Origin of the sequence: Zavarzinella sp. (assembly GCA_041399155.1) — a bacterium.
Lineage (GTDB): Bacteria > Planctomycetota > Planctomycetia > Gemmatales > Gemmataceae > JAWKTI01.
The window spans coordinates 636,182-657,022 of sequence record JAWKTI010000003.1 but is presented as its reverse complement, the minus strand read 5'-3'; the positions used below and the strand labels follow the sequence as shown (position 1 = coordinate 657,022).

The 20,841-nt window shown below is 51.8% G+C and carries 31 protein-coding genes; 2 read left to right on the top strand and 29 right to left on the bottom strand.

Features of this window, described 5'->3' with window-relative positions:
- Nucleotides 1–2: 2 nt before the first annotated feature.
- The 22 genes from R3B84_16980 to rpsJ form a co-directional block, all read right to left on the bottom strand.
- Nucleotides 3–806, bottom strand: a complete 804-nt coding sequence (locus R3B84_16980) for a hypothetical protein (GenBank protein MEZ6142255.1) — start codon at nucleotides 804–806, stop codon at nucleotides 3–5.
- A 944-nt stretch (nucleotides 807–1,750) separates the two neighbouring features.
- Nucleotides 1,751–2,587 carry a type I methionyl aminopeptidase gene (gene map, locus R3B84_16975; protein MEZ6142254.1) on the bottom strand — a complete coding sequence of 279 codons (837 nt, stop codon included), beginning with the start codon at nucleotides 2,585–2,587 and terminating at the stop codon, nucleotides 1,751–1,753.
- The gene (locus tag R3B84_16970; GenBank protein MEZ6142253.1) at nucleotides 2,571–3,242 is read right to left on the bottom strand and encodes an adenylate kinase; all 672 of its coding nucleotides are present in this window, start codon (nucleotides 3,240–3,242) and stop codon (nucleotides 2,571–2,573) included. The genes map and R3B84_16970 overlap by 17 nt, the downstream gene beginning before the upstream one ends.
- A 152-nt stretch (nucleotides 3,243–3,394) precedes the next feature.
- The gene (gene secY, locus R3B84_16965) at nucleotides 3,395–4,783 is read right to left on the bottom strand and encodes a preprotein translocase subunit SecY (protein ID MEZ6142252.1); all 1,389 of its coding nucleotides are present in this window, start codon (nucleotides 4,781–4,783) and stop codon (nucleotides 3,395–3,397) included.
- An 82-nt stretch (nucleotides 4,784–4,865) separates the two neighbouring features.
- Nucleotides 4,866–5,378, bottom strand: coding sequence for a 50S ribosomal protein L15 (gene rplO, locus R3B84_16960; protein ID MEZ6142251.1), 513 nt, complete (start codon nucleotides 5,376–5,378; stop codon nucleotides 4,866–4,868).
- On the bottom strand, nucleotides 5,378–5,881 hold the full coding sequence (gene rpsE / locus R3B84_16955) for a 30S ribosomal protein S5 (GenBank protein MEZ6142250.1): 504 nt from the start codon (nucleotides 5,879–5,881) through the stop codon (nucleotides 5,378–5,380). The genes rplO and rpsE overlap by 1 nt, the downstream gene beginning before the upstream one ends.
- A 37-nt stretch (nucleotides 5,882–5,918) precedes the next feature.
- Nucleotides 5,919–6,287, bottom strand: coding sequence for a 50S ribosomal protein L18 (gene rplR / locus R3B84_16950; protein MEZ6142249.1), 369 nt, complete (start codon nucleotides 6,285–6,287; stop codon nucleotides 5,919–5,921).
- A 60-nt stretch (nucleotides 6,288–6,347) separates the two neighbouring features.
- The gene (gene rplF, locus R3B84_16945; GenBank protein ID MEZ6142248.1) at nucleotides 6,348–6,905 is read right to left on the bottom strand and encodes a 50S ribosomal protein L6; all 558 of its coding nucleotides are present in this window, start codon (nucleotides 6,903–6,905) and stop codon (nucleotides 6,348–6,350) included.
- Between the two features lie 36 nt (nucleotides 6,906–6,941).
- Nucleotides 6,942–7,373, bottom strand: coding sequence for a 30S ribosomal protein S8 (gene rpsH / locus R3B84_16940; protein MEZ6142247.1), 432 nt, complete (start codon nucleotides 7,371–7,373; stop codon nucleotides 6,942–6,944).
- Between the two features lie 12 nt (nucleotides 7,374–7,385).
- Nucleotides 7,386–7,538, bottom strand: a complete 153-nt coding sequence (locus R3B84_16935) for a type Z 30S ribosomal protein S14 (protein ID MEZ6142246.1) — start codon at nucleotides 7,536–7,538, stop codon at nucleotides 7,386–7,388.
- Nucleotides 7,539–7,680: 142 nt separating this feature from the next.
- Nucleotides 7,681–8,223, bottom strand: coding sequence for a 50S ribosomal protein L5 (gene rplE / locus R3B84_16930; GenBank protein MEZ6142245.1), 543 nt, complete (start codon nucleotides 8,221–8,223; stop codon nucleotides 7,681–7,683).
- Nucleotides 8,224–8,295: 72 nt separating this feature from the next.
- Complete coding sequence (gene rplN / locus R3B84_16925; GenBank protein MEZ6142244.1) at nucleotides 8,296–8,661, bottom strand: 50S ribosomal protein L14; 366 nt, start codon at nucleotides 8,659–8,661, stop codon at nucleotides 8,296–8,298.
- A gap of 31 nt (nucleotides 8,662–8,692) precedes the next feature.
- Nucleotides 8,693–9,013: a 30S ribosomal protein S17 gene (gene rpsQ, locus R3B84_16920; GenBank protein MEZ6142243.1), complete on the bottom strand. Its 321-nt coding sequence runs from the start codon at nucleotides 9,011–9,013 to the stop codon at nucleotides 8,693–8,695.
- Nucleotides 9,006–9,230 carry a 50S ribosomal protein L29 gene (gene rpmC / locus R3B84_16915; protein ID MEZ6142242.1) on the bottom strand — a complete coding sequence of 75 codons (225 nt, stop codon included), beginning with the start codon at nucleotides 9,228–9,230 and terminating at the stop codon, nucleotides 9,006–9,008. Before rpmC ends, rpsQ begins: the two co-directional genes overlap by 8 nt.
- A gap of 29 nt (nucleotides 9,231–9,259) precedes the next feature.
- The gene (gene rplP / locus R3B84_16910; protein MEZ6142241.1) at nucleotides 9,260–9,676 is read right to left on the bottom strand and encodes a 50S ribosomal protein L16; all 417 of its coding nucleotides are present in this window, start codon (nucleotides 9,674–9,676) and stop codon (nucleotides 9,260–9,262) included.
- Between the two features lie 28 nt (nucleotides 9,677–9,704).
- Complete coding sequence (gene rpsC, locus R3B84_16905; protein MEZ6142240.1) at nucleotides 9,705–10,433, bottom strand: 30S ribosomal protein S3; 729 nt, start codon at nucleotides 10,431–10,433, stop codon at nucleotides 9,705–9,707.
- An 18-nt stretch (nucleotides 10,434–10,451) separates the two neighbouring features.
- A complete protein-coding gene (gene rplV / locus R3B84_16900) occupies nucleotides 10,452–10,916 on the bottom strand; it encodes a 50S ribosomal protein L22 (GenBank protein ID MEZ6142239.1) in 465 nt (154 codons plus the stop codon).
- A gap of 149 nt (nucleotides 10,917–11,065) precedes the next feature.
- Nucleotides 11,066–11,335 carry a 30S ribosomal protein S19 gene (gene rpsS, locus R3B84_16895; GenBank protein ID MEZ6142238.1) on the bottom strand — a complete coding sequence of 90 codons (270 nt, stop codon included), beginning with the start codon at nucleotides 11,333–11,335 and terminating at the stop codon, nucleotides 11,066–11,068.
- 253 nt (nucleotides 11,336–11,588) lie between these two features.
- A complete protein-coding gene (gene rplB / locus R3B84_16890; GenBank protein MEZ6142237.1) occupies nucleotides 11,589–12,452 on the bottom strand; it encodes a 50S ribosomal protein L2 in 864 nt (287 codons plus the stop codon).
- 53 nt (nucleotides 12,453–12,505) lie between these two features.
- On the bottom strand, nucleotides 12,506–12,868 hold the full coding sequence (rplW, locus tag R3B84_16885) for a 50S ribosomal protein L23 (GenBank protein MEZ6142236.1): 363 nt from the start codon (nucleotides 12,866–12,868) through the stop codon (nucleotides 12,506–12,508).
- Nucleotides 12,869–12,908: 40 nt separating this feature from the next.
- Entirely contained in the window at nucleotides 12,909–13,631 is a 723-nt protein-coding gene (rplD, locus tag R3B84_16880) for a 50S ribosomal protein L4 (protein ID MEZ6142235.1), read from the bottom strand.
- Nucleotides 13,632–13,939: 308 nt separating this feature from the next.
- Nucleotides 13,940–14,257, bottom strand: a complete 318-nt coding sequence (rpsJ, locus tag R3B84_16875; protein MEZ6142234.1) for a 30S ribosomal protein S10 — start codon at nucleotides 14,255–14,257, stop codon at nucleotides 13,940–13,942.
- 298 nt (nucleotides 14,258–14,555) lie between these two features.
- Here rpsJ and R3B84_16870 point away from each other — a divergent pair, with 298 nt between their 5' ends.
- Nucleotides 14,556–15,005, top strand: coding sequence for a TIGR03067 domain-containing protein (locus R3B84_16870; protein ID MEZ6142233.1), 450 nt, complete (start codon nucleotides 14,556–14,558; stop codon nucleotides 15,003–15,005).
- 70 nt (nucleotides 15,006–15,075) lie between these two features.
- Here R3B84_16870 and ruvA read toward each other — a convergent pair whose 3' ends face one another.
- The 4 genes from ruvA to R3B84_16850 all read right to left on the bottom strand — a co-directional run bounded on the left by ruvA (nucleotide 15,076) and on the right by R3B84_16850 (nucleotide 18,170).
- Nucleotides 15,076–15,699, bottom strand: coding sequence for a Holliday junction branch migration protein RuvA (gene ruvA / locus R3B84_16865; GenBank protein ID MEZ6142232.1), 624 nt, complete (start codon nucleotides 15,697–15,699; stop codon nucleotides 15,076–15,078).
- Nucleotides 15,696–16,280 carry a crossover junction endodeoxyribonuclease RuvC gene (gene ruvC / locus R3B84_16860; protein ID MEZ6142231.1) on the bottom strand — a complete coding sequence of 195 codons (585 nt, stop codon included), beginning with the start codon at nucleotides 16,278–16,280 and terminating at the stop codon, nucleotides 15,696–15,698. Before ruvC ends, ruvA begins: the two co-directional genes overlap by 4 nt.
- A 16-nt stretch (nucleotides 16,281–16,296) precedes the next feature.
- Entirely contained in the window at nucleotides 16,297–17,784 is a 1,488-nt protein-coding gene (locus R3B84_16855) for a hypothetical protein (protein ID MEZ6142230.1), read from the bottom strand.
- A 125-nt stretch (nucleotides 17,785–17,909) separates the two neighbouring features.
- Nucleotides 17,910–18,170 (bottom strand): hypothetical protein, encoded by a 261-nt coding sequence (locus tag R3B84_16850; GenBank protein ID MEZ6142229.1) that lies wholly within the window; start codon nucleotides 18,168–18,170, stop codon nucleotides 17,910–17,912.
- A gap of 317 nt (nucleotides 18,171–18,487) precedes the next feature.
- Between R3B84_16850 and R3B84_16845 the strand changes: the two genes are divergently transcribed.
- Nucleotides 18,488–18,970, top strand: coding sequence for a hypothetical protein (locus tag R3B84_16845; GenBank protein ID MEZ6142228.1), 483 nt, complete (start codon nucleotides 18,488–18,490; stop codon nucleotides 18,968–18,970).
- Nucleotides 18,971–19,074: 104 nt separating this feature from the next.
- On the opposite strand, the gene R3B84_16840 is transcribed toward R3B84_16845, so the two are convergent.
- From R3B84_16840 to R3B84_16830, 3 genes are all read right to left on the bottom strand, one after another.
- Nucleotides 19,075–19,614, bottom strand: coding sequence for a hypothetical protein (locus tag R3B84_16840; protein ID MEZ6142227.1), 540 nt, complete (start codon nucleotides 19,612–19,614; stop codon nucleotides 19,075–19,077).
- A 116-nt stretch (nucleotides 19,615–19,730) separates the two neighbouring features.
- On the bottom strand, nucleotides 19,731–20,171 hold the full coding sequence (locus R3B84_16835; protein ID MEZ6142226.1) for a hypothetical protein: 441 nt from the start codon (nucleotides 20,169–20,171) through the stop codon (nucleotides 19,731–19,733).
- Between the two features lie 130 nt (nucleotides 20,172–20,301).
- Complete coding sequence (locus tag R3B84_16830) at nucleotides 20,302–20,547, bottom strand: hypothetical protein (protein MEZ6142225.1); 246 nt, start codon at nucleotides 20,545–20,547, stop codon at nucleotides 20,302–20,304.
- Nucleotides 20,548–20,841 lie beyond the last annotated feature (294 nt).

The window sequence follows — 20,841 nt, the reverse complement described above, 5'->3', positions numbered from 1 at the left end:
TTTCACAATGAAGGGTGTGGGAGGAAATCAGCCGATGAAGCGACTCGAATCTGTGTCTGGTTAGCATCTGTTGGCTCAACCAAGGTCGTTGCATACTGTGACAGTGTATTGGCCATCGAATCTGTCAGCGTGGCACCCGTGACTGGATCGGTGTGGGTGGTCAGATTCGTATTAATCGCAATTGTGGGATTAAATGCCTGATCCTGAGCCCCCCAGTGGTGCAGCACCAGGTAGGGATCACCATTGGCATTCAACGGCACGTTGACAGGTGCCCCACCACCTGTAAAGGAATATTTCGACAGAGCAATCACGCCACTGTCGTTTGCTGCATTCTGGTGCGTCGAAACGATGTAAATGTTACCCAATGTATCAAACGCAACACTGGGCTTGGATACCACGGTATATGGCTGGTTGGGTGCGTTCGGCGTGGGGATGGTGGGGTCTTCCAGCAGCACCGCATTGTAGTTTGGATTATTCGGGCGTGCATCAATATTGACCGTAAAGGCCGACCAGTTCAGGCCGCCATCGTAGGAGTAATTTGCCCCGACGGTACCACCCGTAGAATACACCGATACAAGGTGTAAAGGATCTAACGGATTGGCAATAATCTGAGGGCTGTATCCTGCACCGATAGTTGAGGTATTGCTTACCAGAGGTTCGGGCAGCAGTGGCGTGACCGACGGCATCACGCGTTCGTCTAATGATTCGAGTTTCAGGCTTACTTCCGGTCTCGGAGAGGCCACTCGGCGTTGGGTAGACTTCTTCAGCAGTTGTTCAATCACCTGGGAGAAGTAAAGCTTGTTCATGGTTCTTACTCGATAATAACTTTAATGATTTCGAAAACTGCCAAAGATAAATAAAATAGGCAGTATGACTAATCTGATTCGATTTTGCAGGGTTTCCGACCATCCCGCAATCCGATTTCAGGAATGTATCCGACTTTTTCAATAAATACCGACGATTTACGCAAACCTTTTTCGATTTGCATATTATGCTTTCCGTGTAGAAAATGCGGATTGCACCCAGAAATAGGATTCTCGCACAGACAATTAGGCACAAAAACGCATTTTTGTTGCACTCCACTAGACAGAACAGACCAGCACCACCCGTTTTCAGGGTGCGGCACAGGTCCGTTAATCTGGGTAAGTGGATTGACAATTTAGGTAATTCCGGTGCAATGCGCGGCCGAATCCCCAAGCTTTCGACAGCAATTTCCATGTTGTAAAGTCACTGAAAACCGAACCAGGTACGCTGGAACATCCAGGTAAAGGTGGGCAGGATTCGCACGAGGGGAGCGGAAATCCTGGCTACGCACGTCTTACTGCGATACGCAAGTCTTTAGGGACGCTAAAAATGAAAAAAGTTCCCATTTTTTGGTAACAACGGGCAAAATAGAGAAATCTTCACCAAATTCCTACCATTTTCTGAAATTTCATGTGGCCACACAATAATCTGTGCCTGTAGCACGGGTTCTACTGTACATCATTGCTTGGTTAGACGTAGCACGGGCGTCCCGCCCGTGGAAAAACTCAGGGCCGAGACGGCCACGCTACGCAATGCAGTAGAGACTTGATTGGTTAGACGTAGCACGGGCGTCCCGCCCGTGGAAAAACTCATTTTTCTCCATCTGCAAAAAAATTTGGAAAAAATCTGAAAAAACAGTTGTGTGAAACTAAACAAGTGTATATTATTAAATAGTGAACGCAAAAATAGTGCGTCAATTTTGAAATTGGGAGGCAGCAGGATGGATTTATAACGTATCTGGAACGATCCCACGCGGGTCATCCGGGGGTGCGGTAATCACCACGATACCGTGGCTGGTCAGTGCCAGCGTGTGCTCCACGTGGGCACTCGGCATGCCATCTTTGGTGACGACCGTCCAGTTATCCGGCAACACATAGACATCGGCTTCGCCCATGTTTACCATGGGTTCCACCGCCAGGGTAATCCCTGGTTCAAGCCGGAAATTGTTGACTTTGATCACTTCCGCATTCACAAAATGAGGGACTTCGGGGGCTTCATGCATGGTCTGGCCGATGCCATGGCCAACGTATTTCTGCACCATGCGAAAGCCGGCACCTTCGACGTGTTGTTGCATCCGTTGAGCAACGTCCACCCACCAGCGACGGCGTGGGATTTCGTCGATGGCCATTTGCAGCACCTCGTAGGCCACGGTCATCAAGCGGGTGCGTTCCGCACGCACGTTGCCGATGGGGATCGTGATTGCAGAATCCGCACACCAGCCATTGAGTTTGCAGGCAGTATCGACCTTGAGTAAATCGCCATTTCGGAGAATGCGATTGCCAGGGATGCCGTGGACCACCTGTTCGTTGACGGAAATGCAGGTGACTGCGGGGTAAGCCACCGAAGACATCGCTGGTTTGTAGCCTTTGAACAGCGAAGTGGCGTTGTGTTTGAGGTAAAACTCTTCCACCACGGCATCGATGTCGCGGGTGCTGACGCCTGGTTTTGCCATGTCGCGGCACATTTGCAGTGCGGTGGCAACAAGTTTGCCAGCCTCCCGCATCATGCGAAGCTCTTCAATGGTTTTCAGGCGAATACTATGGGGGCTAGATGTCTGCAGCACGGCTTTCAGAGGTGGTTGGGAGCGAACTTAAAACTCGTTCAAAAATTTCATCAATGGTGCCCACCGATTCGATGGGGCGAAGCAGCCCTTGCTGCTGGTAGTATTCTAGTAATTTGGAGGTATTGTCGTGAAAAACAGTTAATCGATCGCGAATCACCGCTTCGGAATCGTCGGGGCGTTGAACCAGCGTTTCACCATCGTGATCGCACTTACCGGCAATAGCTGGTGCGCGATCAGTCACATGGTAAACGGTACCGCACCGTGGGCAGATGAGACGGCCACAATTTCGGCGGACAACTTCTTCGTCGGTAACGAGAAATTGCAGCACTGCATCGACGTGCCAGTTGATCCCCGCCAGAAGTTGATCGAACCAGCGAGCCTGAGCCAGCGTGCGTGGATAACCATCGGAAACAAAGCGTGTGGGCCGAGATTCATCGGCAAAGAGATCCCCCACCAGTTCGTTAACGAGATCATCCGGTACCAGGTGCCCCCGCTTAATGAACGGTTCTGCCTGAAGGCCGTGTGGGGTTTTGCGTTTGATCGCTTCCCGCAGGACATCACCTGTACCGATGTAGGTCAGATCAAACCGTTTTTTCAACAGTTTGGCCTGAGTTCCTTTCCCACTTCCTGGCGGACCTACGAGAACCAATCGCATCAGTGTTATGACTCTAGTATGACAGTAGATTGCCAGCACGAAGGGTGCCAGGCAACCGAAACGGATATACTACCCAAGAACGCGGTAGATAACAAGCAGAAAAACCTATTTTGCAGGCGGAATCACAAGGGCAGAAGACAATTGAACGGTGACTAATCTTCGGAAAGACCAGGATAACCCCGCATCACGAGGTGGCTGTTGATTTTGGAGACAAAATCAAGGCAAACGCTGACCACAATCAGCAAGCTGGTACCACCGAAGTACGTGGCGATCGAGTAATCGATCCCCAGTTCGCTATTCGCAATACTCGGAATAATGGCGATGACTGCAAGGAAGGCCGCACCCACATAGGTAATTCGGAGCAGCACCTTTTCGAGGTATTCAGCGGTACTTTTACCAGGTCGATACCCAGGAATGAAGCTGCCATTCTCTTTCAGGTTATTCGCCATTTCTTTCGGATTGAAAGTGATGGAAGTCCAGAAATAACAGAAGAAGTAGATCAACAGCACGTAGGACATGTTGTAAATCCAGCCGGCATTACGCTGGAAGGCAGCGGACAATGCAGAAATCGAAGTGTTACCGGTGTATTGTGCCAGAATCTGGAAGAGAAACATGGGAACAAGCAGCAGACTGCTGGCAAAAATCACGGGCATCACGCCAGCCTGATTGATTTTCATCGGCAGGAAGGAACGCGTACCGCCAGTAACCCTGCGCCCACGCACATGTTTCGCAGATTGCATCGGGATACGGCGTTGTGCTTTGGTCATCAGAATGACACCTACGATGATGACAATGAAAAGCACAATCATCAAAAGTAGCTTCTCGAAACTGATATCACCAGTGCCCGCACCCAGGGTGAAGACTTCCTTTTTGAACCCACCTGTAACAGGGTCAAGGAAAAGCGTGCGTAAGGCATCGGGAATCCGACTGACAATGCCGGCCATGATGATCAGCGAAATACCATTGCCGATGCCATATTCATCGATCTGTTCACCCACCCACATCAGGAAGATGGTGCCCACGGTGACAGTAAGAACCGCAGCAAAGGCAAAGTAAAAGCCGGTAAACCCTCCGGAGTATCCAGGCGCAAGGAGGGCTTCCGATCCTCCCCCACCTCCAGACGCAATCAGCCCACGGTACCAGAAGGTGGCTTGCACCAAAGTAATCGGGACTGTCAAATAACGCGTGTATTCATTAATTTTTTTCTGACCGTTGGGTTCTTTTCGCAATCTGGCCAGATACGGGCTCAGTTCGCTGGCAGCCAGCAGTTGCAGAATGATCGAGGCAGAAATGTAGGGCATAATGCCCAGTGCGAAAATACAGGCATTTGTCAGACTTCCACCAGAGAAGGCGGATACCAAGCCCAGCACCTGGCCAAAACTGCCAGATTCGGCAGCGGCCATCCGGCGGCCAAGCTCAAGTTGGTTCACCACAGGTAGGGGAACGAAAAAGCCGATTCGATAAACGATCAGGAAAAGTGCGGTAATGAAGATTTTTCGCCGCAGTTCCGGAATCGCGAAGAGTGAAAGAAACGTACTCATCAACATCCCCTGACGCAATCCATTGTTCGATGGTGCTAGCACGTAAACAAAATGAGGGGAAAAGATCCCCTCTGCTTACTGTTTAACTATTTGCTTGCTTAGGCGGCCGAGCCTTACTTTTATTCTTAACAGGTTTCTTCGGCTTCGGATAGAGTTCAATCGTGCCGCCTTTCGCTTCAATCTTCTGTTTGGCAGACCCCGAAACGTGGTGAGCCTTCACCGTGAGTTTTCGGGTCAATTCGCCAGTACCCAGAATACGGACACCATCGGCAGGCTTTTTCGCCAGACCTTTTTCTTTTAAAGTTTCAGGAGTAACGGTGTCGCCGTCCTGGAACAGATCGTTGAGATCACCAACGTTCACGACATTGTAAGTAAGTGCAAACATTCCGTTCGTGAAACCACGTTTGGGCACACGACGAAACAGAGGTGTTTGACCACCAACGAAGGCGGCGCTGGGCCACTCGGAACCAGCACTGCTATAGTGCCCTTTGTGACCGCGGGAGGCAGTTTTGCCGTGGCCAGAGCCAATCCCACGCCCAACGCGTTTTTTCTTCTTGCGTTTCTGGGCACCGGCATGCACATCGGTCAGATTCATTACAGTTCCACTCCACGCAGACGAGCGACATCTTCGCGAGTCCGCAATTGCAGCAAGCCATCAATGGTTGCTTTCACCAGGTTCAGCGGATTGGTTGATCCGTGCACCTTTGTCAGAATATTTCGGATACCACACGCCTGCAGGACTTCACGAACACCAGGACCGGCTTTAACACCAGTACCAGGACCAGCAGGAACCATGATCACGCGGGTCGCACCGTATCGACCGACAACGCGGTGGGGAATCGTTTCGCCACGCATTGCCACACGACGCTGACGCTTAACGTTCGATTCACCATCCTTCAATGCCTTTTCGACAGCGGGTGGTACTTCGTTCGCTTTGCCGTAACCGTAGGAAACGCGACCACGTTCATCACCAATCACCACCAGGGCATTGAAGCTGAACCGTCGACCACCTTTCACTACGCACGCGCTACGTCGGATCTTCACAACGAAGTCCTTGTAGCCTTCCTGTCGCACGTCTCGATCTCGATCTTTCGCCATATAACTTACCTAGTAGCCGGTAGCACCGGTTATGTGATTAGAATTCTAACCCAGCAGCACGGGCAGCATCCGCCAGGGCTTTCAATCGTCCATGGTAGCGATAATGCCCACGGTCAAAAGCTGCCTTCTGGATCCCCTTGGCTTTCGCAGCGTCTGCCAGCAACTTGCCAACTTCCTCTGCAGCTTTCGTGTTACCACCGTAAGGCATCTTGGCACGAAAATCTTTCGTTGCTGTGCTGGCTGAAGCCAAAGTAATGCCAGTCATGTCGTCGATCAGTTGGGCATAAATGTGCTTCGAAGACCGAAACACACTCAACCGCGGACGTTCAGCGGTGCCAACAATCGCTCGGCGGACCCGATATCGGCGACGTTGCTGTTGTATTCGTTTCTGTTTTTGAGCGTCCATCTTGCTTCATTCCCAAGTCGTGGCATCACCAGCGACTTTCCGAAATAGTTCCAACTAACCTTACCCACCACTGGCGAACGATTTGCCATCTTTACGACGGACTTCCTCATTCTGATAACGAATCCCTTTCCCCTTGTAAGGTTCAGGTTTTCGCACTGCCCGAATGTCGGCAGCAAACTGACCCACCTTCTGCTTATCAATGCCAGTAACCAGAATCTGGGTACCTTCTTTGTCAAGCACAGAAACGGTAACGCCCGGTTCTGGTGTCAGTTTAATCTGATTGGCATAGCCAACAGAAAGCACGATCGACTGTGCATCCATTCGTGCCTGATAACCCAAGCCCTCGATTTTCAAGCGCTTTTCGTAGCCGCTGGTCACTCCGACCACCATGTTCTGCACAAGAGTGCGAGTTAAGCCGTGGAGAGATCGACTCAGCCGATCTTCATCCGGGCGGATAACCACGATCTCATTCTTTGCAGAATCATGCTTGACCTGAATGCCCGGGTGGTGCTCCATCGTTAAGGTACCTTTGGCACCTTTGATGGTGATGGTTCGCTCATTGATGGTTACCGTCACCCCGGCTGGGATACTGATCGGTAATCTGCCAATACGAGACATGAAACTACTCCCAAATGCGTTACTTGCGTACGCTGCTTACCATACCACACACAATACTTCACCACCGACGCCAGCCTTCTTCGCCTGACGATCACTCATCACACCAGAAGACGTCGTTAGAATGGCTATCCCTAGCCCATCCAACACTTTGTTGAGCTGCTTCGTGCCCTTGTAATAACGACGACCCGGCTTGCTGGAGCGATGGATCGCCCGAATGACTTTCTCGCCTTCGGGGCCGTATTTCAACCAGACTCGCAGTTGCAGTTTCGGGTCACCCGGCTGACCACCTTCCTGGAACTCACCGTTCTGTACGGTTCCAAGCTGGAAATCATGGATGAAACCCTCATCCTTCAACACGCGGGCAATGTTCACTTTTAATTTTGTCGCAGGCATGTCCGCAACAGGCCGCTCAATTCTGCTGGCGTTGCGAATTCGTGTCAGCATGTCGGCAATTGGATCGGTCATCATAGCAGTTATTCCTCACCAGCTCGCTTTACGAACGCCAGGGATCAAACCATCCGAGGCCATATCGCGAAAACAAATTCGACAGATACCAAACTTGCGATAGACAGCACGAGGACGACCGCACAACCGGCATCGCATCCGAATGCGAATCAGCGCCCGTGGCTCCATTAGTGCTGCTTCAGTGCGCTCTTCCACAGGTTTCCGCAGTTCCTGCTTATGCGCTTCAAAACGCTTCATATCGCGTCGAAATCGTGCTTCTTTACTGTTAGTCGACATTCGTATTCAAACTCGATGCGCTTGGAGGTTACAATTAATTATCACGGAATGGCATGCCAAACAATTTCAGCATCTGCCGGGATTCATCGTCCGATCGAGTGGATGTTACAAATGTAATATCCATCCCCTGAGTGAAGTTCACTTTATCAGGATCGATTTCAGGAAAGATCATCTGTTCCGTGATACCAATGGAATAGTTGCCATTCCCATCAAAACTCTTCGGATTAATGCCTCGAAAGTCACGAATACGAGGCAATGAAAAGTTAATCAACCGGTCCAGAAATTCGTACATCCGTTTGCCACGCAAAGTAACACGGGCACCGATCTGATAGCCCTGGCGTAAGCGGAAGCCACTGACTGCCATGCGTGCTTTGGTGATTTGACACTTCTGACCAGCGATCAAAGTTAATTGCTCAGCTGCCTGTGTCATTCGGTTCTTATCTTCCAGAGCCTTGCCAACACCCATGTTCAGAACAATCTTCTGAAGTCGTGGCAGACTGAGAATGTTTTTACGACCCAGCGATTCTGCTAACGCTGGAACAATCTCTTTGACGTAAATTTCGTAAAGCCGTGTCATCACTCACCTGTTCCCGTCATGGGTGGTCTGATACCAACCAGAACACCTGGGGATAATATTGTTGGTACGAAACTAAACTACTTCTTCCGCAAGGCTGACAATCTTGTTGAAGCGAGCACGCAATTCACGAGCAATTGCACCGAAGATACGGGTGCCTCGTGGGTTCAGGTCGTTATCCAGCAAGACAATTGCATTGCGATCAAACCGAACATACGTACCGTCTTCGCGACGTGTTGCCTTCTTTGTGCGAACCACAACGCCCTTGACCACATCACCTGCCTTGACATCACCACGCGGGTTCGATGATTTCACACTGCAGATAATCACATCACCGATTCCTGCATAGCGACGACGGCTCCCACCCAGTACCTTAATGCACATGCATTCTTTGGCACCGGTGTTATCCGCAACATCAACATAGGTCTGCATCTGAATCATCTTTCATGCTCCAACCGCACAGCGGTCGTTCCTAGCTTTCTGGTGTGACAGCGGCAGGAGTTGCTTCACGTCGGCTTGCTGCCAGACGGACAATCCGAACCAACCGCCATGTTTTGTTTTTCGACAATGGTCTGGTTTCCATGATCTCAACCATGTCGCCGTTCATTGATTCGTTCTTTTCATCGTGCACATAGCAAACGGTACGACGCTTGACATACTTGCCGTAACGGGCGTGCTTTTCCAGCCGCTCAACATCGACCCGACGGGTCTTGTTCATCTTGTCCCGAGTTACGATGCCAATCAACACTCGACGACGGCCTCGTTCGGGAGAAATAACGGTCGTATCAGCCATTCGTACTGCCCTGTGCTTGCTTGAGTTCACGTTCCCTGAGTATCGTTTTAATCCGCGCGATTTCGCGACGAGCGCGACGAATCTCACTAGGCGTTTCCAGACGGTCAGTTGCTGACTGAAAACGCAGTTGGAACAAAGTTCGTTGAATATCCTTTAATGCAATCTCAAGGGCATCGTCTGTCATCCCCCGAATTGCTTCTGCAGTTAAACCTGCCATCTCAATCTCCAAAATCTCACGTTGGGAAGTTACACTGCCTGGCGTTTAATGAAACGGCATTTGAACGGAAGCTTGTACGCAACTCGAGCGAGACACTCGCGAGCTGCTGCTTCCGGCAAACCGCCGATTTCAAATAACACTGTTCCGGGTCGGATGACCGCTGCCCAGAACTCGGTTTCCCCCTTCCCTTTACCCATCCGGGTTTCCGCTGGGATCGATGAAACGGGCTTGTGGGGAAACACGCGAATGTACAAGCGACCTTCGCCCCGAACAAACTGAGCGACCGTCACACGTGCTGCCTCAATCGTTTCAGCGCTTAACCAGCCGCCATCAAACGATTGCAAGCCAAACTCACCAAACGCCACCGTGTTACCACGATTCGCATTGCCTCGGACCACTCCACGTTGGCTCTTGCGATACTTGACTCTTTTTGGCATCTTAGCCATGTGTCATTACCTCCAATCGCTCACTAAATTACTGAGGAGCAGCCTGATCACTACCATCGCCACGCACCCGACGGCGTCGACGCGATCTTGGTGGGGCACCAGCGTTCGGATCCAGAATCTCTTCTGTCAGATAATCGCCGTTGTTCACCCACACTTTAATTCCAATATTACCCTGGGGAGTATTTGCTTCGCTGAAGCCATACTCGACCTTGGCACGCAATGTTGACAACGGGACGCTGCCAGTCAGTGACTTTTCGCAGCGGGCCATTTCTGCCCCACCCAATCGACCGGACAATTGCAGCTTGATCCCTTTCGCCCCTGCATCCATCGCTTTCTGCATTGCCTGCTTCATGATCCGGCGGAAGCTGGCCCGTTTTTCCAACTGCTCTGCCAGATCTTCTGAAATGATCTGAGCGTCAGTTTCGGGACGAGTGACGTCGACCGTTTTGACCTCAACCACGCGGCGAATCAAACGCTGCAGCAGTTCAGTCAGTTTTTCAACGTCAGCACCCTTCTTGCCGATAATTACACCGATTTTGCCCGAAAAGATCGTCACAATCACCTTTTCACGGGTGCGTTCAATCTTGATCCGGGAAATCTGTGGGCGCTTCTTCTTTAATAATTTCTTAATAAAACCCCGAATCTTGCGATCTTCAATCAACAGATCCGAGAAGTCACGCTTGTTTGCGTACCACGAACTTTGCCATCCAATCATCACACCGGTTCGAAAGCCGGTTGGTCGTACCTTCTGACCCATATCAACGTTCCCCCGATCCTATGCGTCTTTGGCTTGTTCGTTTGACACTTCTTGGCTTACCGGCAGCTGAGCGGGCCCTGCCACTGGTTCGGCTGGGGTGCTGACCACCACTTTCGCCTGCTCGACACCAGCATCTTCTTCTGCGGGCAGTGCCACGCCGATCCGAATGTGGGCCATGCGACGCAGAATCATGTTGGCCGAACCCCGCGATTTTGGCCGCATCCGCTTGAACATGGGACCATCGTCGATGCAGGCGGTTGTCACCACCAGATCATCGGTATCGTCGATCCCTTTGTCCTTGGCATTACCAATCGCACTGAGCAGCACCTTACGCACCAGCATCGCACCGCGATTTGGCTCGTACTTCAACAGTTCAATCGCCTCATCAACATGACGACCCCGAATCAGGTCCGCGAACGGACGAATCTTGCGAGCGGTCACATCGGCGTAGCGATGCTTTGCGGTATATTCTTTCGTATCCATCTCGTTTCACTGGTCTGAGACCGCCGGCTGACTATTGTTGCCTGGTGGCTGAACCAGCAGCAGCACCACACAACCAATCATTTCCGGGTAAAGGAAAACCATTTCTGTTCAACGGAAACAAATCCGTTGACATCCATCTCACCAACAAACTATCGTTTCTTGCCACCTGCGTGACCGCGGAAGGTTCGGGTAGGCGAAAATTCACCCAGCTTATGCCCCACCATATCTTCGGTCACGTACACCTTAATGAACGCTTTGCCGTTGTGAACCAGGAAGGTCACTCCAACAAAGTCCGGGGTAATCGTACAGTCGCGAGCCCATGTCTTGATCGGTTCGCGGTGCCCGGAAGCAGCCCCTTTCTCGACTTTTGCCGCTACTTTGGCATCAACGTAGGGCCCTTTCTTCGCTGAACGACTCATTCACTAACCTCATACCTGCAAAGCACTTATAACAATAACGACCACTCAACCGACCTGAAAACAAATCAGTTTCGTGGCTGGGTGGTTATCACTGGCTGGGGATTGATTCGAATGTGGTAGCATTCTGTGAAATCAACCGGTCGCGACAGGCTGGTGCCAAAAATCGCAGACAATTATAACTACAAGCCAATCAAATGAACGGCCAGATATTTCCCAAAAAAACTTTCAAACAACGCAGAACAGACACCAGAACTTACGACTGCTGGTGCTTGCCTGGTTTGCGGCGGCGGATAATGGCCTTGCTGGAACTTCGTTTTTTGTTCCGCGTTTTGCCACCTTTTGCAGGCACACCGGTGGGCGAACATGGGTGACGACCACCAGCGGTACGACCTTCACCACCACCCATGGGGTGATCAACCGGGTTCATCGCAGTTCCACGGTTGTGAGGCTTACGACCCATCCAGCGACGACGTCCCGCCTTACCTAAAACCACGTTCATGTGTTCTGAATTCGAAATTGAGCCGATGCTGGCACGGCACTTCGAATTTACCCGTCGAATTTCGCCCGAAGGCATCGTAATCTGGGCCCAGTCTGCTTCACGGTTCGTGAGGGTAGCAGAACAGCCAGCACTACGGCAGATCTGGCCGCCACGGCCTGGCTGCAGTTCAATATTGTGCACTGTCATCCCGAGCGGAATGCGTGCCAGTGGCAGACAGTTCCCCAATCGAGCTTCTGCGGTGGGGCCAGCCTGCACATTGTCGCCAGCTTTTAACCCATCAGGTGCCAGAATGTAGGCCTTGGTCTGCTGCTCGTCACCGTACTGAATCAACGCAATCCGCGAAGTTCGGCATGGATCATATTCGATTGACAGAACCTTCGCGGGCACCCCATCGTGCAGATTTCGCTTGAAGTCGATCACACGATAACGCTTTTTATGACCGCCCCCACGGAAACGCGAGGTAACGATCCCCTGGTTATTGCGGCCGCCCTTTTTCTTGTAAGGCGCCAGCAACGACTTTTCAGGACTGTTTTTGCGTGGTGTGGTACACTCTGCAAAATCACTCACCGAGGCACCACGTCGTCCGGCGGATGTCGGTTTATATTGTCGAATACCCATGGCTTATCTTTGTCAACGGTTTACGTAAATATTTATTCAGCAAGCAGTTCCGATTAAAAGAAGTCAATCTTGTCTTCTTCATGAAGAAACACAATTGCTTTCTTCCAATCTGGCATATGCCCCACCTTGAAACGCACGCGACGGGCTTTACCGTGGCGAATCTGGGTGCACACTTTGGTCACACGCACATTGAACATCACTTCGATTGCCGATTTGATATCCGATTTCGTGGCCAGCTTGTTCACTTTGAAGCTGTACCCGTTGTGCTTGGAACTCTGGTGCGTGCCTTTTTCGGTCACCAGGGGACGCATAATCACCTGATACGGCTCCAGCACTACTCCGGAAGGTCCGGGAATATGCTCAAACCGCAGTTTATTTTTACGACGATATTTTACTGGTCGTGGTCTCGTTTTCATGACTCAATTCCACCCGATTGTTATTCCTTGGAAAAACTGGTTAGGCAGCCTCGGGCTTTGCTTTGGGTTGTGGGTTTCGCAATGCTTCCAGTGCGTCCCGTGTCAGCACCAGTCGGGCAGGCCGTAGCACGGCGTAAGTATTAAAATCGCTGGCGGGCAGCACTTGCACGCCAGGCAGATTACGGGCCGATTTGTACACCACGCTATCGATACCACCGGTACCAATCAGCATCGTGGTTGGCTTGGCTTTCTTTTTGGGTGCATCAGCAGCAGCAGCCGAAGTAGTTGCCACCACCTGATTCAGCACTGTGGCCATTGCCTTGGTTTTGATTTCAGCAAGTCCAAACTGGTCAATCACCACAGCTTCGCCATCGCGAATCTTGGCCAGAATCGCCATCCGGGTGGCACTTCGCATCGCTTTGCGTGGCAATGCGTAGCTGTAATCGCGAGGTTTTGGTCCTTTTGCAGTACCACCACCACGCCGTTTATTGGTTCGCTTGTTACCCACGCGGGCATTACCCGTACCCTTCTGCTTGAAGAGCTTCTTGGTACTACCAGCAACTTCACTTCGGCGAAGGGTGCTGTGGGTGCCTGCACGCTGGTTTGCTTCGTACATCAAAACAGCTTCGTGCAGCAGGGTGGGGCTGATTTTGCCACCAAACTCCGCTGCATCCACCGTAATGGTTTCGATTTGCTTGCCGCTTGCATCCAGCACTGGAATTGCAAAGCTGCCCGTTACTGTTTCGATTCGAGGGGATGCCATGTCCCTAAGTCCTTAAGCAGCAGCAACTTGCGGAAGCCAACTGCCTGATTTACAAACAACAAAAACCACCCAGAGTCGAGAAACCGGGTTACCTGCCGACAACCAAGGGCCATCAACAGAAAAGCCGCCGCCTGTTTTACAATCAGGCTTGCGGCCTTTATTTACCGTTTTCAACAATTTTTTTCGAAATCTGGCGACAGAAGCATTCAGTTGCACATTTCAGCCAACTGTTCGATCACCGACTTCGTTTTTGAAATCGTGGGAAAAGAAATTGTTAGCAACTTTCCCACAATCGTCAAGCAATTTGATCAAGTCACCTTGATTTTGATATCGACACCCGCTGGCAGGCTGAGCCCACCTTTGTTCAGTGCCTCAATCGTTTTCGTCGTTGGAGACAGAATTTCGATCAATCGCTTATGTGTACGAATTTCAAATTGTTCGCGAGATTTCCGGTCAATGTGGGGCGATCGCAACACGGTGTACCGCTCGATGCGTGTTGGCAACGGGATCGGACCGTGTACTTCTGCACCTGTGCGACGAGCCGTATCCACAATCTCCGCGGCCGTACGATCTAGCGTTTCGTGGTCATATCCTTCCATTCGGATACGGATTTTCTCGTTCATCATCTGTAAAACACCGGGTATTCAGCGACAACTTAATACCTGATTGCCACTTTTTGGGGTAATCAGGAATAGACTACGTTAGTTAGTCCACTTAAAAATGGCAATAAGCAGAAGATGTTTTCGTGCCAAATTCTGGCAATTCATGTTTTTCTTCATCGATCGAGCCTCTAACTCTAAGATTTCTCATTTGGAATCTGCCCGTTTAACCACATCCAGCGTCTCTGGCATTGGATTTTTTGCAATAAACTGGCAGAATAGTGTGCTGGATCTGTACAAGTTCCAAATATTTACAAGGAATATCATGAGAAAACTATCATTATTCATCGTTCTTGCCTGTACGCTGCCCACGGTGGCAGACGACGCAGCCAACAAGAAGATCGTTGACGCACTACAAGGCACCTGGGTGCCTGTCGAACTTACCCGTGGTGGGATGCGTGCACCAGACGAAATCGTGAAAAGCCTGCAATTGGAGATTTCGAAGGACACTGCGACACTGATCACCACACGTGACGGGATGACCATCAAAAAGCCAGCCACTATGGTGATCGATGCCAGCCAGAAGCCAATTGCAATCGACCTGACCCCCAACGAAGGGGCTGAAAAAGGCAAACCGATGTTAGGAATTGTCAAAATCGACGGAAAAACGCTGGAATTGTGTTTTACAGACGAAACGGATGATGCCAAAGTGCGGCCCGAGGCGTTTGATGGCTCGAAAGGGAAGCAAATTTATTTGAAATTCATGAAAAAGTAGTTCGACTGTCGGCAGATAACCACCCGTGTTACTTCTATATGCAGTTTTTCCTGCACGTATCGCGTGCGGCTTAGTCAATTTTCTTAAAAATCTTCATAATTGCCTCATCTACCGTGGTAAATGGGTCATTTCGCTGCACCAATGCGTCCAGCCGATCGCGGGCATCCAGTGGGGATAATCCTAGTGCCAGAAGTCCCTGGTAGACATCATCCATCAGATTCGGATCCACTCCGCTGCCACCTGCTTCCGTACGTGGGCGGTTGCTCATCGCGTAGCGGGTTACTTTGTTCCGTAACGTCGCAATAATCTGTTCGGCAGAGGTTTTGCCCACGCCAGGCATCGTGGTCAGCCATTTTGCATCCTGACGTTGAATCGCCTCGGCAATTTCATGAATCGGTCGGCTCATCGCTTTCAGGGCTTTTTTGGTACCCACTTTGTCGACTGTGCAGAACAATTCGAAGAATTCCAGCTCCATCTCGGTCAAAAATCCCACTAACCGCGGGATAAATCGGTTCGAATTGCTGCCACCTTCCAGATAGTGGATGGTGTAAAAGGTAAAATCTTCGCTGCACCGCGTCTGAATCTGGCGGCGGATGAATTCCGGTATCAGAATCTGGTATTCAAACGCCCCCACCTGCAGGCGGGCCTCCTCGTCCAGAACACGCTGTAAAACGCCGGTAATTTTGGAAATCATGCCGCACCTTCCGTGCTGCTGTGGGGTTCTGGTGGCAACAAACCTAATTCCCGCAGATTGACCCCGGAAATCTGGGCGTTGCGGATACCATTCCCCCACCCTCCCAGGTGGGCGTGGCACAAGGCAATGGCAATCGCATCTGCCACATCAGGTGGTTCTGGAGGCGCAGGCAATGAAAATTCTCTCATAATCGCATACTGCACCTGATCTTTGCTGGCACGCCCATTGCCTGTTAATACTTTTTTAATCTGTGTCGCGGCGTAACTCACCACATTCAGGCCATGCTGGGCACCTGCCAGTAAAATCGCCCCACGGGCGTGGCCCATAATAATCGCCGTGCGTGGGTGATCGTAATGAGAATACAGCTGCTCGACCACCAGCACACTGGGGGAATATTGCTGCAGAATTTCCATCAGGGATTGGTGCAGTTGCAGTAACCTGGGGGCCAATTCATGGTCCTGCACCCCACTGCCGGGCCGAATGATCCCGCCTTCCACCAGTTTCAGTTGCTGGGAATCGGCCTCTAAAACGGCGTAACCTGTTTTGCCTAAACCCGGATCGATACCCAGAATTGTTGTCATGAACGCTTTTTTGCAATTATTTTGGCTGCAGGGATGATGCAAAGTTCACCATCCACTCTTCTACCGGCAGGGCATATTTTTCCGGCACATCGATTTCCACCGCAATGGTTTTGTCACCCACCACACGTGCGGCAATAATCCAATAGGTCTTATCGTCCCGACTCAGGGGATCACGAAAGAGAAAACGGCCAATTTTCAATTCCCCATCACTGGGAAGCTCAATTTCGTTTGGCGAATTAGCATCTTCCAATGTCAGATTCTCGGTTCCTTCCGGATAGTCACGGCGAATCCGTTCAAGAACATGATTTTTTGCCGATGCCAGCGGATCACCCGTGTTTGGCAGTTCCACCACCAAAGCTTTCACATCGGTGCGGCCCGATTCATTCCCACCTTTGTCCAGGAATTTCTTGATGGCACGGAAACACATAATGCCCGCCGGATCAATTTCTTTGGGTAAAATGTAGTAATCGTTGCGAATCGCATTGCCTTTACGCGGGCCTTTCTGTTCCGGATCATCGGGCGATCTGCCCATCCGCCAGATTTCGTTCTGGTCGGTGATCGTAAATCGATCTTTGGGATCGGTGTAGGTGATCGTACTGAGCTGCTGAGGCTTCCATTTTTCCCGAAACTTGCCCAATTCGAAGCGTGACCGAACCTGCACCAGTTCTGGCTTTAATGAATCCCAGTCCTTGGCATCCCCCCAGAAGATCAGCAGGTATGCCACCCCTTTGTACGTCATCGCATACACTTCCCCACGGCAGGAAAGGAAGGTTTTGCTTTCCTCATCGGCAATTTCCGGTGTGGTGTCGTAATTCGCCGAAAATTCAATCGCAATCGCAGGTTGGCCACCCCATGTCAGGCCGGGAACCTCGCGGGTCTCCAGGGTATTTTTGAAACGGGTCCGAAGACGGCGGTCGATCTGAGCCCGCAATTCATTCGGACGCGGTTCCCGTGTATCAAAATCGTGGGCGTACATGCCAATCCAGGCATTCGCACCCGCCTTTTTGCGGAGAAAAATGTTTAACTGCAGTGATTCCCGCAGTTGGGCATCTTCTTCCCAACCAGAATCAAAGCCTTTAAAGGTAAAGTTCAGTCGCTCATCCCGAAATGGGGTGGGACCGAAGAAATCGGTGCCTTTTTTGTTGAATATCAGGAAGCCAACAATCGCCAGCACCAGGAACAGGGTAAACCCACCGACCAGTAAGCCCGTCAGGAGGGCGTTATTCATCCGCCGGCCAGTCGCATAGTTCACCACAGGCCGTTCGCCCGTTGATGCAGGTGCGGTGGCACCCGGTGCAGGTGCGGCAAAGCCCGCAACCGGAACCTGCCCACCCGGACTGCCCACGGGCGCCTGTAATTGCTCCATGGTGGGGATGGGGAAACCGGCCCGATACGGAAATCGGGTGGCACATTTCGGACAGGTCACCATTGCCGCAGGTGGCAGCACGTTGCTGTCAAAAGGATAATCGCATTGAGGATTCGGACATGGGAAAAATTGCGACATCGTTGTCTTCTCCGGTTGCCACCAACAGATCAAACCAGGTGGTTCTCAACTTCCATTTTAATGATTTGCACGATGAGACAGCAAAAACCAATCATTCATGAAAATATCTTCATAATCCTGCCGGTTTACCACCCCAGCCGCTCTCGTAATTCGTCCAGCCCCTTGGTCAGTGCCAGTTGCAGCGAATCGTACTGCTTGCCCAGATCGAGCCGTTTGCCGTTATTCATCTGGGTGATGACGCACGTAAAAGTACCTTTAGCGGGTGCGGCCACCAGACGGTACTGCGGGTGACCATGAAATGTCACCAGCACGGTTCGTTCGTTCAAACCAGGTGCCAAGCCACCATCTCGAGCAGTTAGCCATTCGGGAGAAACCAGGTTCGCCATGAAATTATCTCAACTCTTGCCCACACGTACGGAATCTACAAGTTGTCTTATTGAAACGCCCACCCGGCGGAACGATTTGCCCACTGGGCAGAAACCGGGACCGACACGGGCGGGGAAAGCGTAGGCAATGCACTTCTGCGGCTCACTATGCTTTATTTACGGGCACTCGAGTTGCCCTTGCAAGTGCACGGCGATGATCTCAGTGTCGATCCACTGCGGTCAATTGCAACTTGTGGCTATGCGTCGGCCGTTTCGCAGTTTACACCGCGCAGACGTAGCGACCCACACAGAAACTCAACGCTTTCCGGCGTGGAACCGTGCGATACGAAGTACTGGCCGCCTCTCAATGCAGCGAACGCCTCTGGCAACGCGAAGATCGGCGGATCGAAATTCCGCAAGCTACCTTCCAAGTAGTAGTCAAACGCGCCTTGCTTGCCTGGCGACTCGAAAACGCAATCAAACTCGTGGAGCCATTTGGCAAATCTCTTGCTGATCGCGTGAAGCTCAGGAAACTTCTCGCGAAGTGGAGTCGCGAGAAAATGAAGTTCGCCCGCCGTCCACAGCACCGACCGAATCTGCTCAGGAACAAAAAGCGACGCGACCGGCGACTGCTTCGGATCCACCGCTCCGGTCGGCGGTTGAAGGCCTCCGAGGGAATCAAAGTGGAGGTGCTGGCAGCCGGAAGCCGGGATCAGCTTTGGCGGATTGGGGAGTGCAGCGACCCAGCTGTAGACCTGTTGAAGGTCGCTACCAAGTGCGAGAAATCGGTGCGTAGTCCCCATCGTGCTTCCGACGCATAACGCCTGCGTTCACTTGCCAGCCGGATGCAAGGAACGTGGTGTCTCGAAAAACCGAAATACCGGCCCGTCAAGTGCAACACTTTGTTAGCAGCTGCTCCGCGCCGTCACAAGACAGCAATCTCGCCGCTTGGCAAACGACCGAACGGCCAATGGCCCTTGTGGAATAGCCGCACCATCTCACACCAAAAGCCAACCTGATCCACGACAATCTCCGAAGCAGCCAATCGGCAGGCAAATCTTCCTGCCATTCGCGCTGGGTTGTTTGAGTCTGTCGCCCCAACCTTGAGCGCGGGCAATTCCGGAACTTTGCGCTGCGACACCAGGGCCAAACGAAAAGCCTCGATACGCGCGGCTTTGAATTTATCTTCTCGATTCAGGTGGCACGCTGCATCTTCAAGCGCACATCCGTGGATTGGATCAGTTTCCTCGTTCGCGGTCGGCAGCCAAGTCATTTCCCAGAACAGAGGCTTCTCGAAAACGCTGTCACCGTGCGGAAGGCCAAATTCCGCACACGTGGTAGCATGCATGAAACGCTGCCAATCGGAGTCCGTGACGGGAACGAGCCCCGGCGCGGTAATCGCTTTTCCGAGATTGGCGAACCAGTTGGCTGTTTCAATCAATCGCTTGAGATCGTCGAGGGTCATGTCATTGATGATAACGGATCAGCATTGAACGGCCAGCCTGGCGCTCGACCATCTTTCGAATCACAAAAGGACCGTTCCGCCCGGTCAGTCCGTTCCAGTGCGTGGTTAGCCAGCCTTCACAGGGACACCCACAAAAACATCGACTTCTTCTCTAGCGTCGCTGTCTCGGCAAGGTCGCCGATGCTGCGAAGGAGTTCGTTCACTTCGTCCGGTTCCCAGCCCTCGAACTCCTTATTCGCGCCCCACGATTTGGCCAGCGTTCCAAACTCTTCATCCTCTTTGGAGGCGATTGCGGCAAGGGCGTCGACAGCATTGTCTGCGAGCGTGAAGACCCACGGACCGTTCACCTCATCGCCGACAGTGGGAATCGCGTCAAGCCACTTCCCAAAGTCCGCACTCGGCGATTGGCTGCTCAGAAGCGACAACAGCATCGCGATCTTCACGTTATCCATACCCTTGAAGCTGAAGCCGTCCCATTCGGCAGAGGGACTATCTGACGCGCGGATGTCCTCCGCTGCATCGGCCCTCGCGAGGATGAGGTCGGATTGAACGCCCATGGCTGGCTAACTGTACCTCCACCTCTGTAGCCGAACGCTGCCGCTCAGTTGCGAGCCGCGTGCGGGGCAGGACGCACAAGGCACGAATTACACTTTCAACGCACGCGTGCTCGTCCACTGCAGCGGTTGGTTAGGGCACGGACGACCGACGCAACTGAATGGACCACTTACGCAGCAACTCAAGATTCAGGTCAGGCCATTCTCGAAACGCCCAGCTAATACCTAGTCGGGCTACGCTACGACGAATCTCTTCGACTTCTTGATCACGATAATGGCCGACAATGAATTTACCCCACTCGATACTACTACATACACCTCGACCATCCGCAAGGCGTTCTAGGAAATCTGCAAATTCTAATCGTACATCGGAAGACACGTATGTCTCGATTGCCCTAACGTTGAAGCTAACCTGCCCGGTGCTGCCGGGCCACTCGACACGGATTCTACCACAAAACCCACCCAGCAGCACCGGGTCAGGTTGAGCGCCTGGTTCTTGGTCCGGTCTGAATATTTCAGACACCTTTGAGCCGGGAACTTCAATTCAGTGTTATCATACCCCATCGGGATGTGGCGTACAAGCCCGGCAAGTCGATGATGTTCAGAGCGTGTGCTCGGCTCGATGGTTCGTGTGGGTTCAGGAGCGATTTCGGCCCTTTCGTTTGGTGACAAC

Excerpts from the sequence above, each read along its gene's own strand:
- R3B84_16980 (MEZ6142255.1), bottom strand. The coding sequence starts at position 806 with ATGAACAAGCTTTACTTCTCCCAGGTGATTGAACAACTGCTGAAGAAG.
- R3B84_16970 (MEZ6142253.1), bottom strand. The coding sequence starts at position 3,242 with ATGCGATTGGTTCTCGTAGGTCCGCCAGGAAGTGGGAAAGGAACTCAG.
- secY (MEZ6142252.1), bottom strand. The coding sequence starts at position 4,783 with ATGAGTACGTTTCTTTCACTCTTCGCGATTCCGGAACTGCGGCGAAAA.
- rplO (MEZ6142251.1), bottom strand. The coding sequence starts at position 5,378 with ATGAATCTGACCGATGTGCATGCCGGTGCCCAGAAACGCAAGAAGAAA.
- rpsE (MEZ6142250.1), bottom strand. The coding sequence starts at position 5,881 with ATGGCGAAAGATCGAGATCGAGACGTGCGACAGGAAGGCTACAAGGAC.
- rplR (MEZ6142249.1), bottom strand. The coding sequence starts at position 6,287 with ATGGACGCTCAAAAACAGAAACGAATACAACAGCAACGTCGCCGATAT.
- rplF (MEZ6142248.1), bottom strand. The coding sequence starts at position 6,905 with ATGTCTCGTATTGGCAGATTACCGATCAGTATCCCAGCCGGGGTGACG.
- rpsH (MEZ6142247.1), bottom strand. The coding sequence starts at position 7,373 with ATGATGACCGATCCAATTGCCGACATGCTGACACGAATTCGCAACGCC.
- R3B84_16935 (MEZ6142246.1), bottom strand. The coding sequence starts at position 7,538 with ATGGAGCCACGGGCGCTGATTCGCATTCGGATGCGATGCCGGTTGTGC.
- rplE (MEZ6142245.1), bottom strand. The coding sequence starts at position 8,223 with ATGACACGGCTTTACGAAATTTACGTCAAAGAGATTGTTCCAGCGTTA.
- rplN (MEZ6142244.1), bottom strand. The coding sequence starts at position 8,661 with ATGATTCAGATGCAGACCTATGTTGATGTTGCGGATAACACCGGTGCC.
- rpsQ (MEZ6142243.1), bottom strand. The coding sequence starts at position 9,013 with ATGGCTGATACGACCGTTATTTCTCCCGAACGAGGCCGTCGTCGAGTG.
- rpmC (MEZ6142242.1), bottom strand. The coding sequence starts at position 9,230 with ATGGCAGGTTTAACTGCAGAAGCAATTCGGGGGATGACAGACGATGCC.
- rplP (MEZ6142241.1), bottom strand. The coding sequence starts at position 9,676 with ATGGCTAAGATGCCAAAAAGAGTCAAGTATCGCAAGAGCCAACGTGGA.
- rpsC (MEZ6142240.1), bottom strand. The coding sequence starts at position 10,433 with ATGGGTCAGAAGGTACGACCAACCGGCTTTCGAACCGGTGTGATGATT.
- rplV (MEZ6142239.1), bottom strand. The coding sequence starts at position 10,916 with ATGGATACGAAAGAATATACCGCAAAGCATCGCTACGCCGATGTGACC.
- rpsS (MEZ6142238.1), bottom strand. The coding sequence starts at position 11,335 with ATGAGTCGTTCAGCGAAGAAAGGGCCCTACGTTGATGCCAAAGTAGCG.
- rplB (MEZ6142237.1), bottom strand. The coding sequence starts at position 12,452 with ATGGGTATTCGACAATATAAACCGACATCCGCCGGACGACGTGGTGCC.
- rplW (MEZ6142236.1), bottom strand. The coding sequence starts at position 12,868 with ATGAAAACGAGACCACGACCAGTAAAATATCGTCGTAAAAATAAACTG.
- rplD (MEZ6142235.1), bottom strand. The coding sequence starts at position 13,631 with ATGGCATCCCCTCGAATCGAAACAGTAACGGGCAGCTTTGCAATTCCA.
- rpsJ (MEZ6142234.1), bottom strand. The coding sequence starts at position 14,257 with ATGATGAACGAGAAAATCCGTATCCGAATGGAAGGATATGACCACGAA.
- R3B84_16870 (MEZ6142233.1), top strand. The coding sequence starts at position 14,556 with ATGAGAAAACTATCATTATTCATCGTTCTTGCCTGTACGCTGCCCACG.
- ruvA (MEZ6142232.1), bottom strand. The coding sequence starts at position 15,699 with ATGATTTCCAAAATTACCGGCGTTTTACAGCGTGTTCTGGACGAGGAG.
- ruvC (MEZ6142231.1), bottom strand. The coding sequence starts at position 16,280 with ATGACAACAATTCTGGGTATCGATCCGGGTTTAGGCAAAACAGGTTAC.
- R3B84_16855 (MEZ6142230.1), bottom strand. The coding sequence starts at position 17,784 with ATGTCGCAATTTTTCCCATGTCCGAATCCTCAATGCGATTATCCTTTT.
- R3B84_16850 (MEZ6142229.1), bottom strand. The coding sequence starts at position 18,170 with ATGGCGAACCTGGTTTCTCCCGAATGGCTAACTGCTCGAGATGGTGGC.
- R3B84_16840 (MEZ6142227.1), bottom strand. The coding sequence starts at position 19,614 with ATGACCCTCGACGATCTCAAGCGATTGATTGAAACAGCCAACTGGTTC.
- R3B84_16835 (MEZ6142226.1), bottom strand. The coding sequence starts at position 20,171 with ATGGGCGTTCAATCCGACCTCATCCTCGCGAGGGCCGATGCAGCGGAG.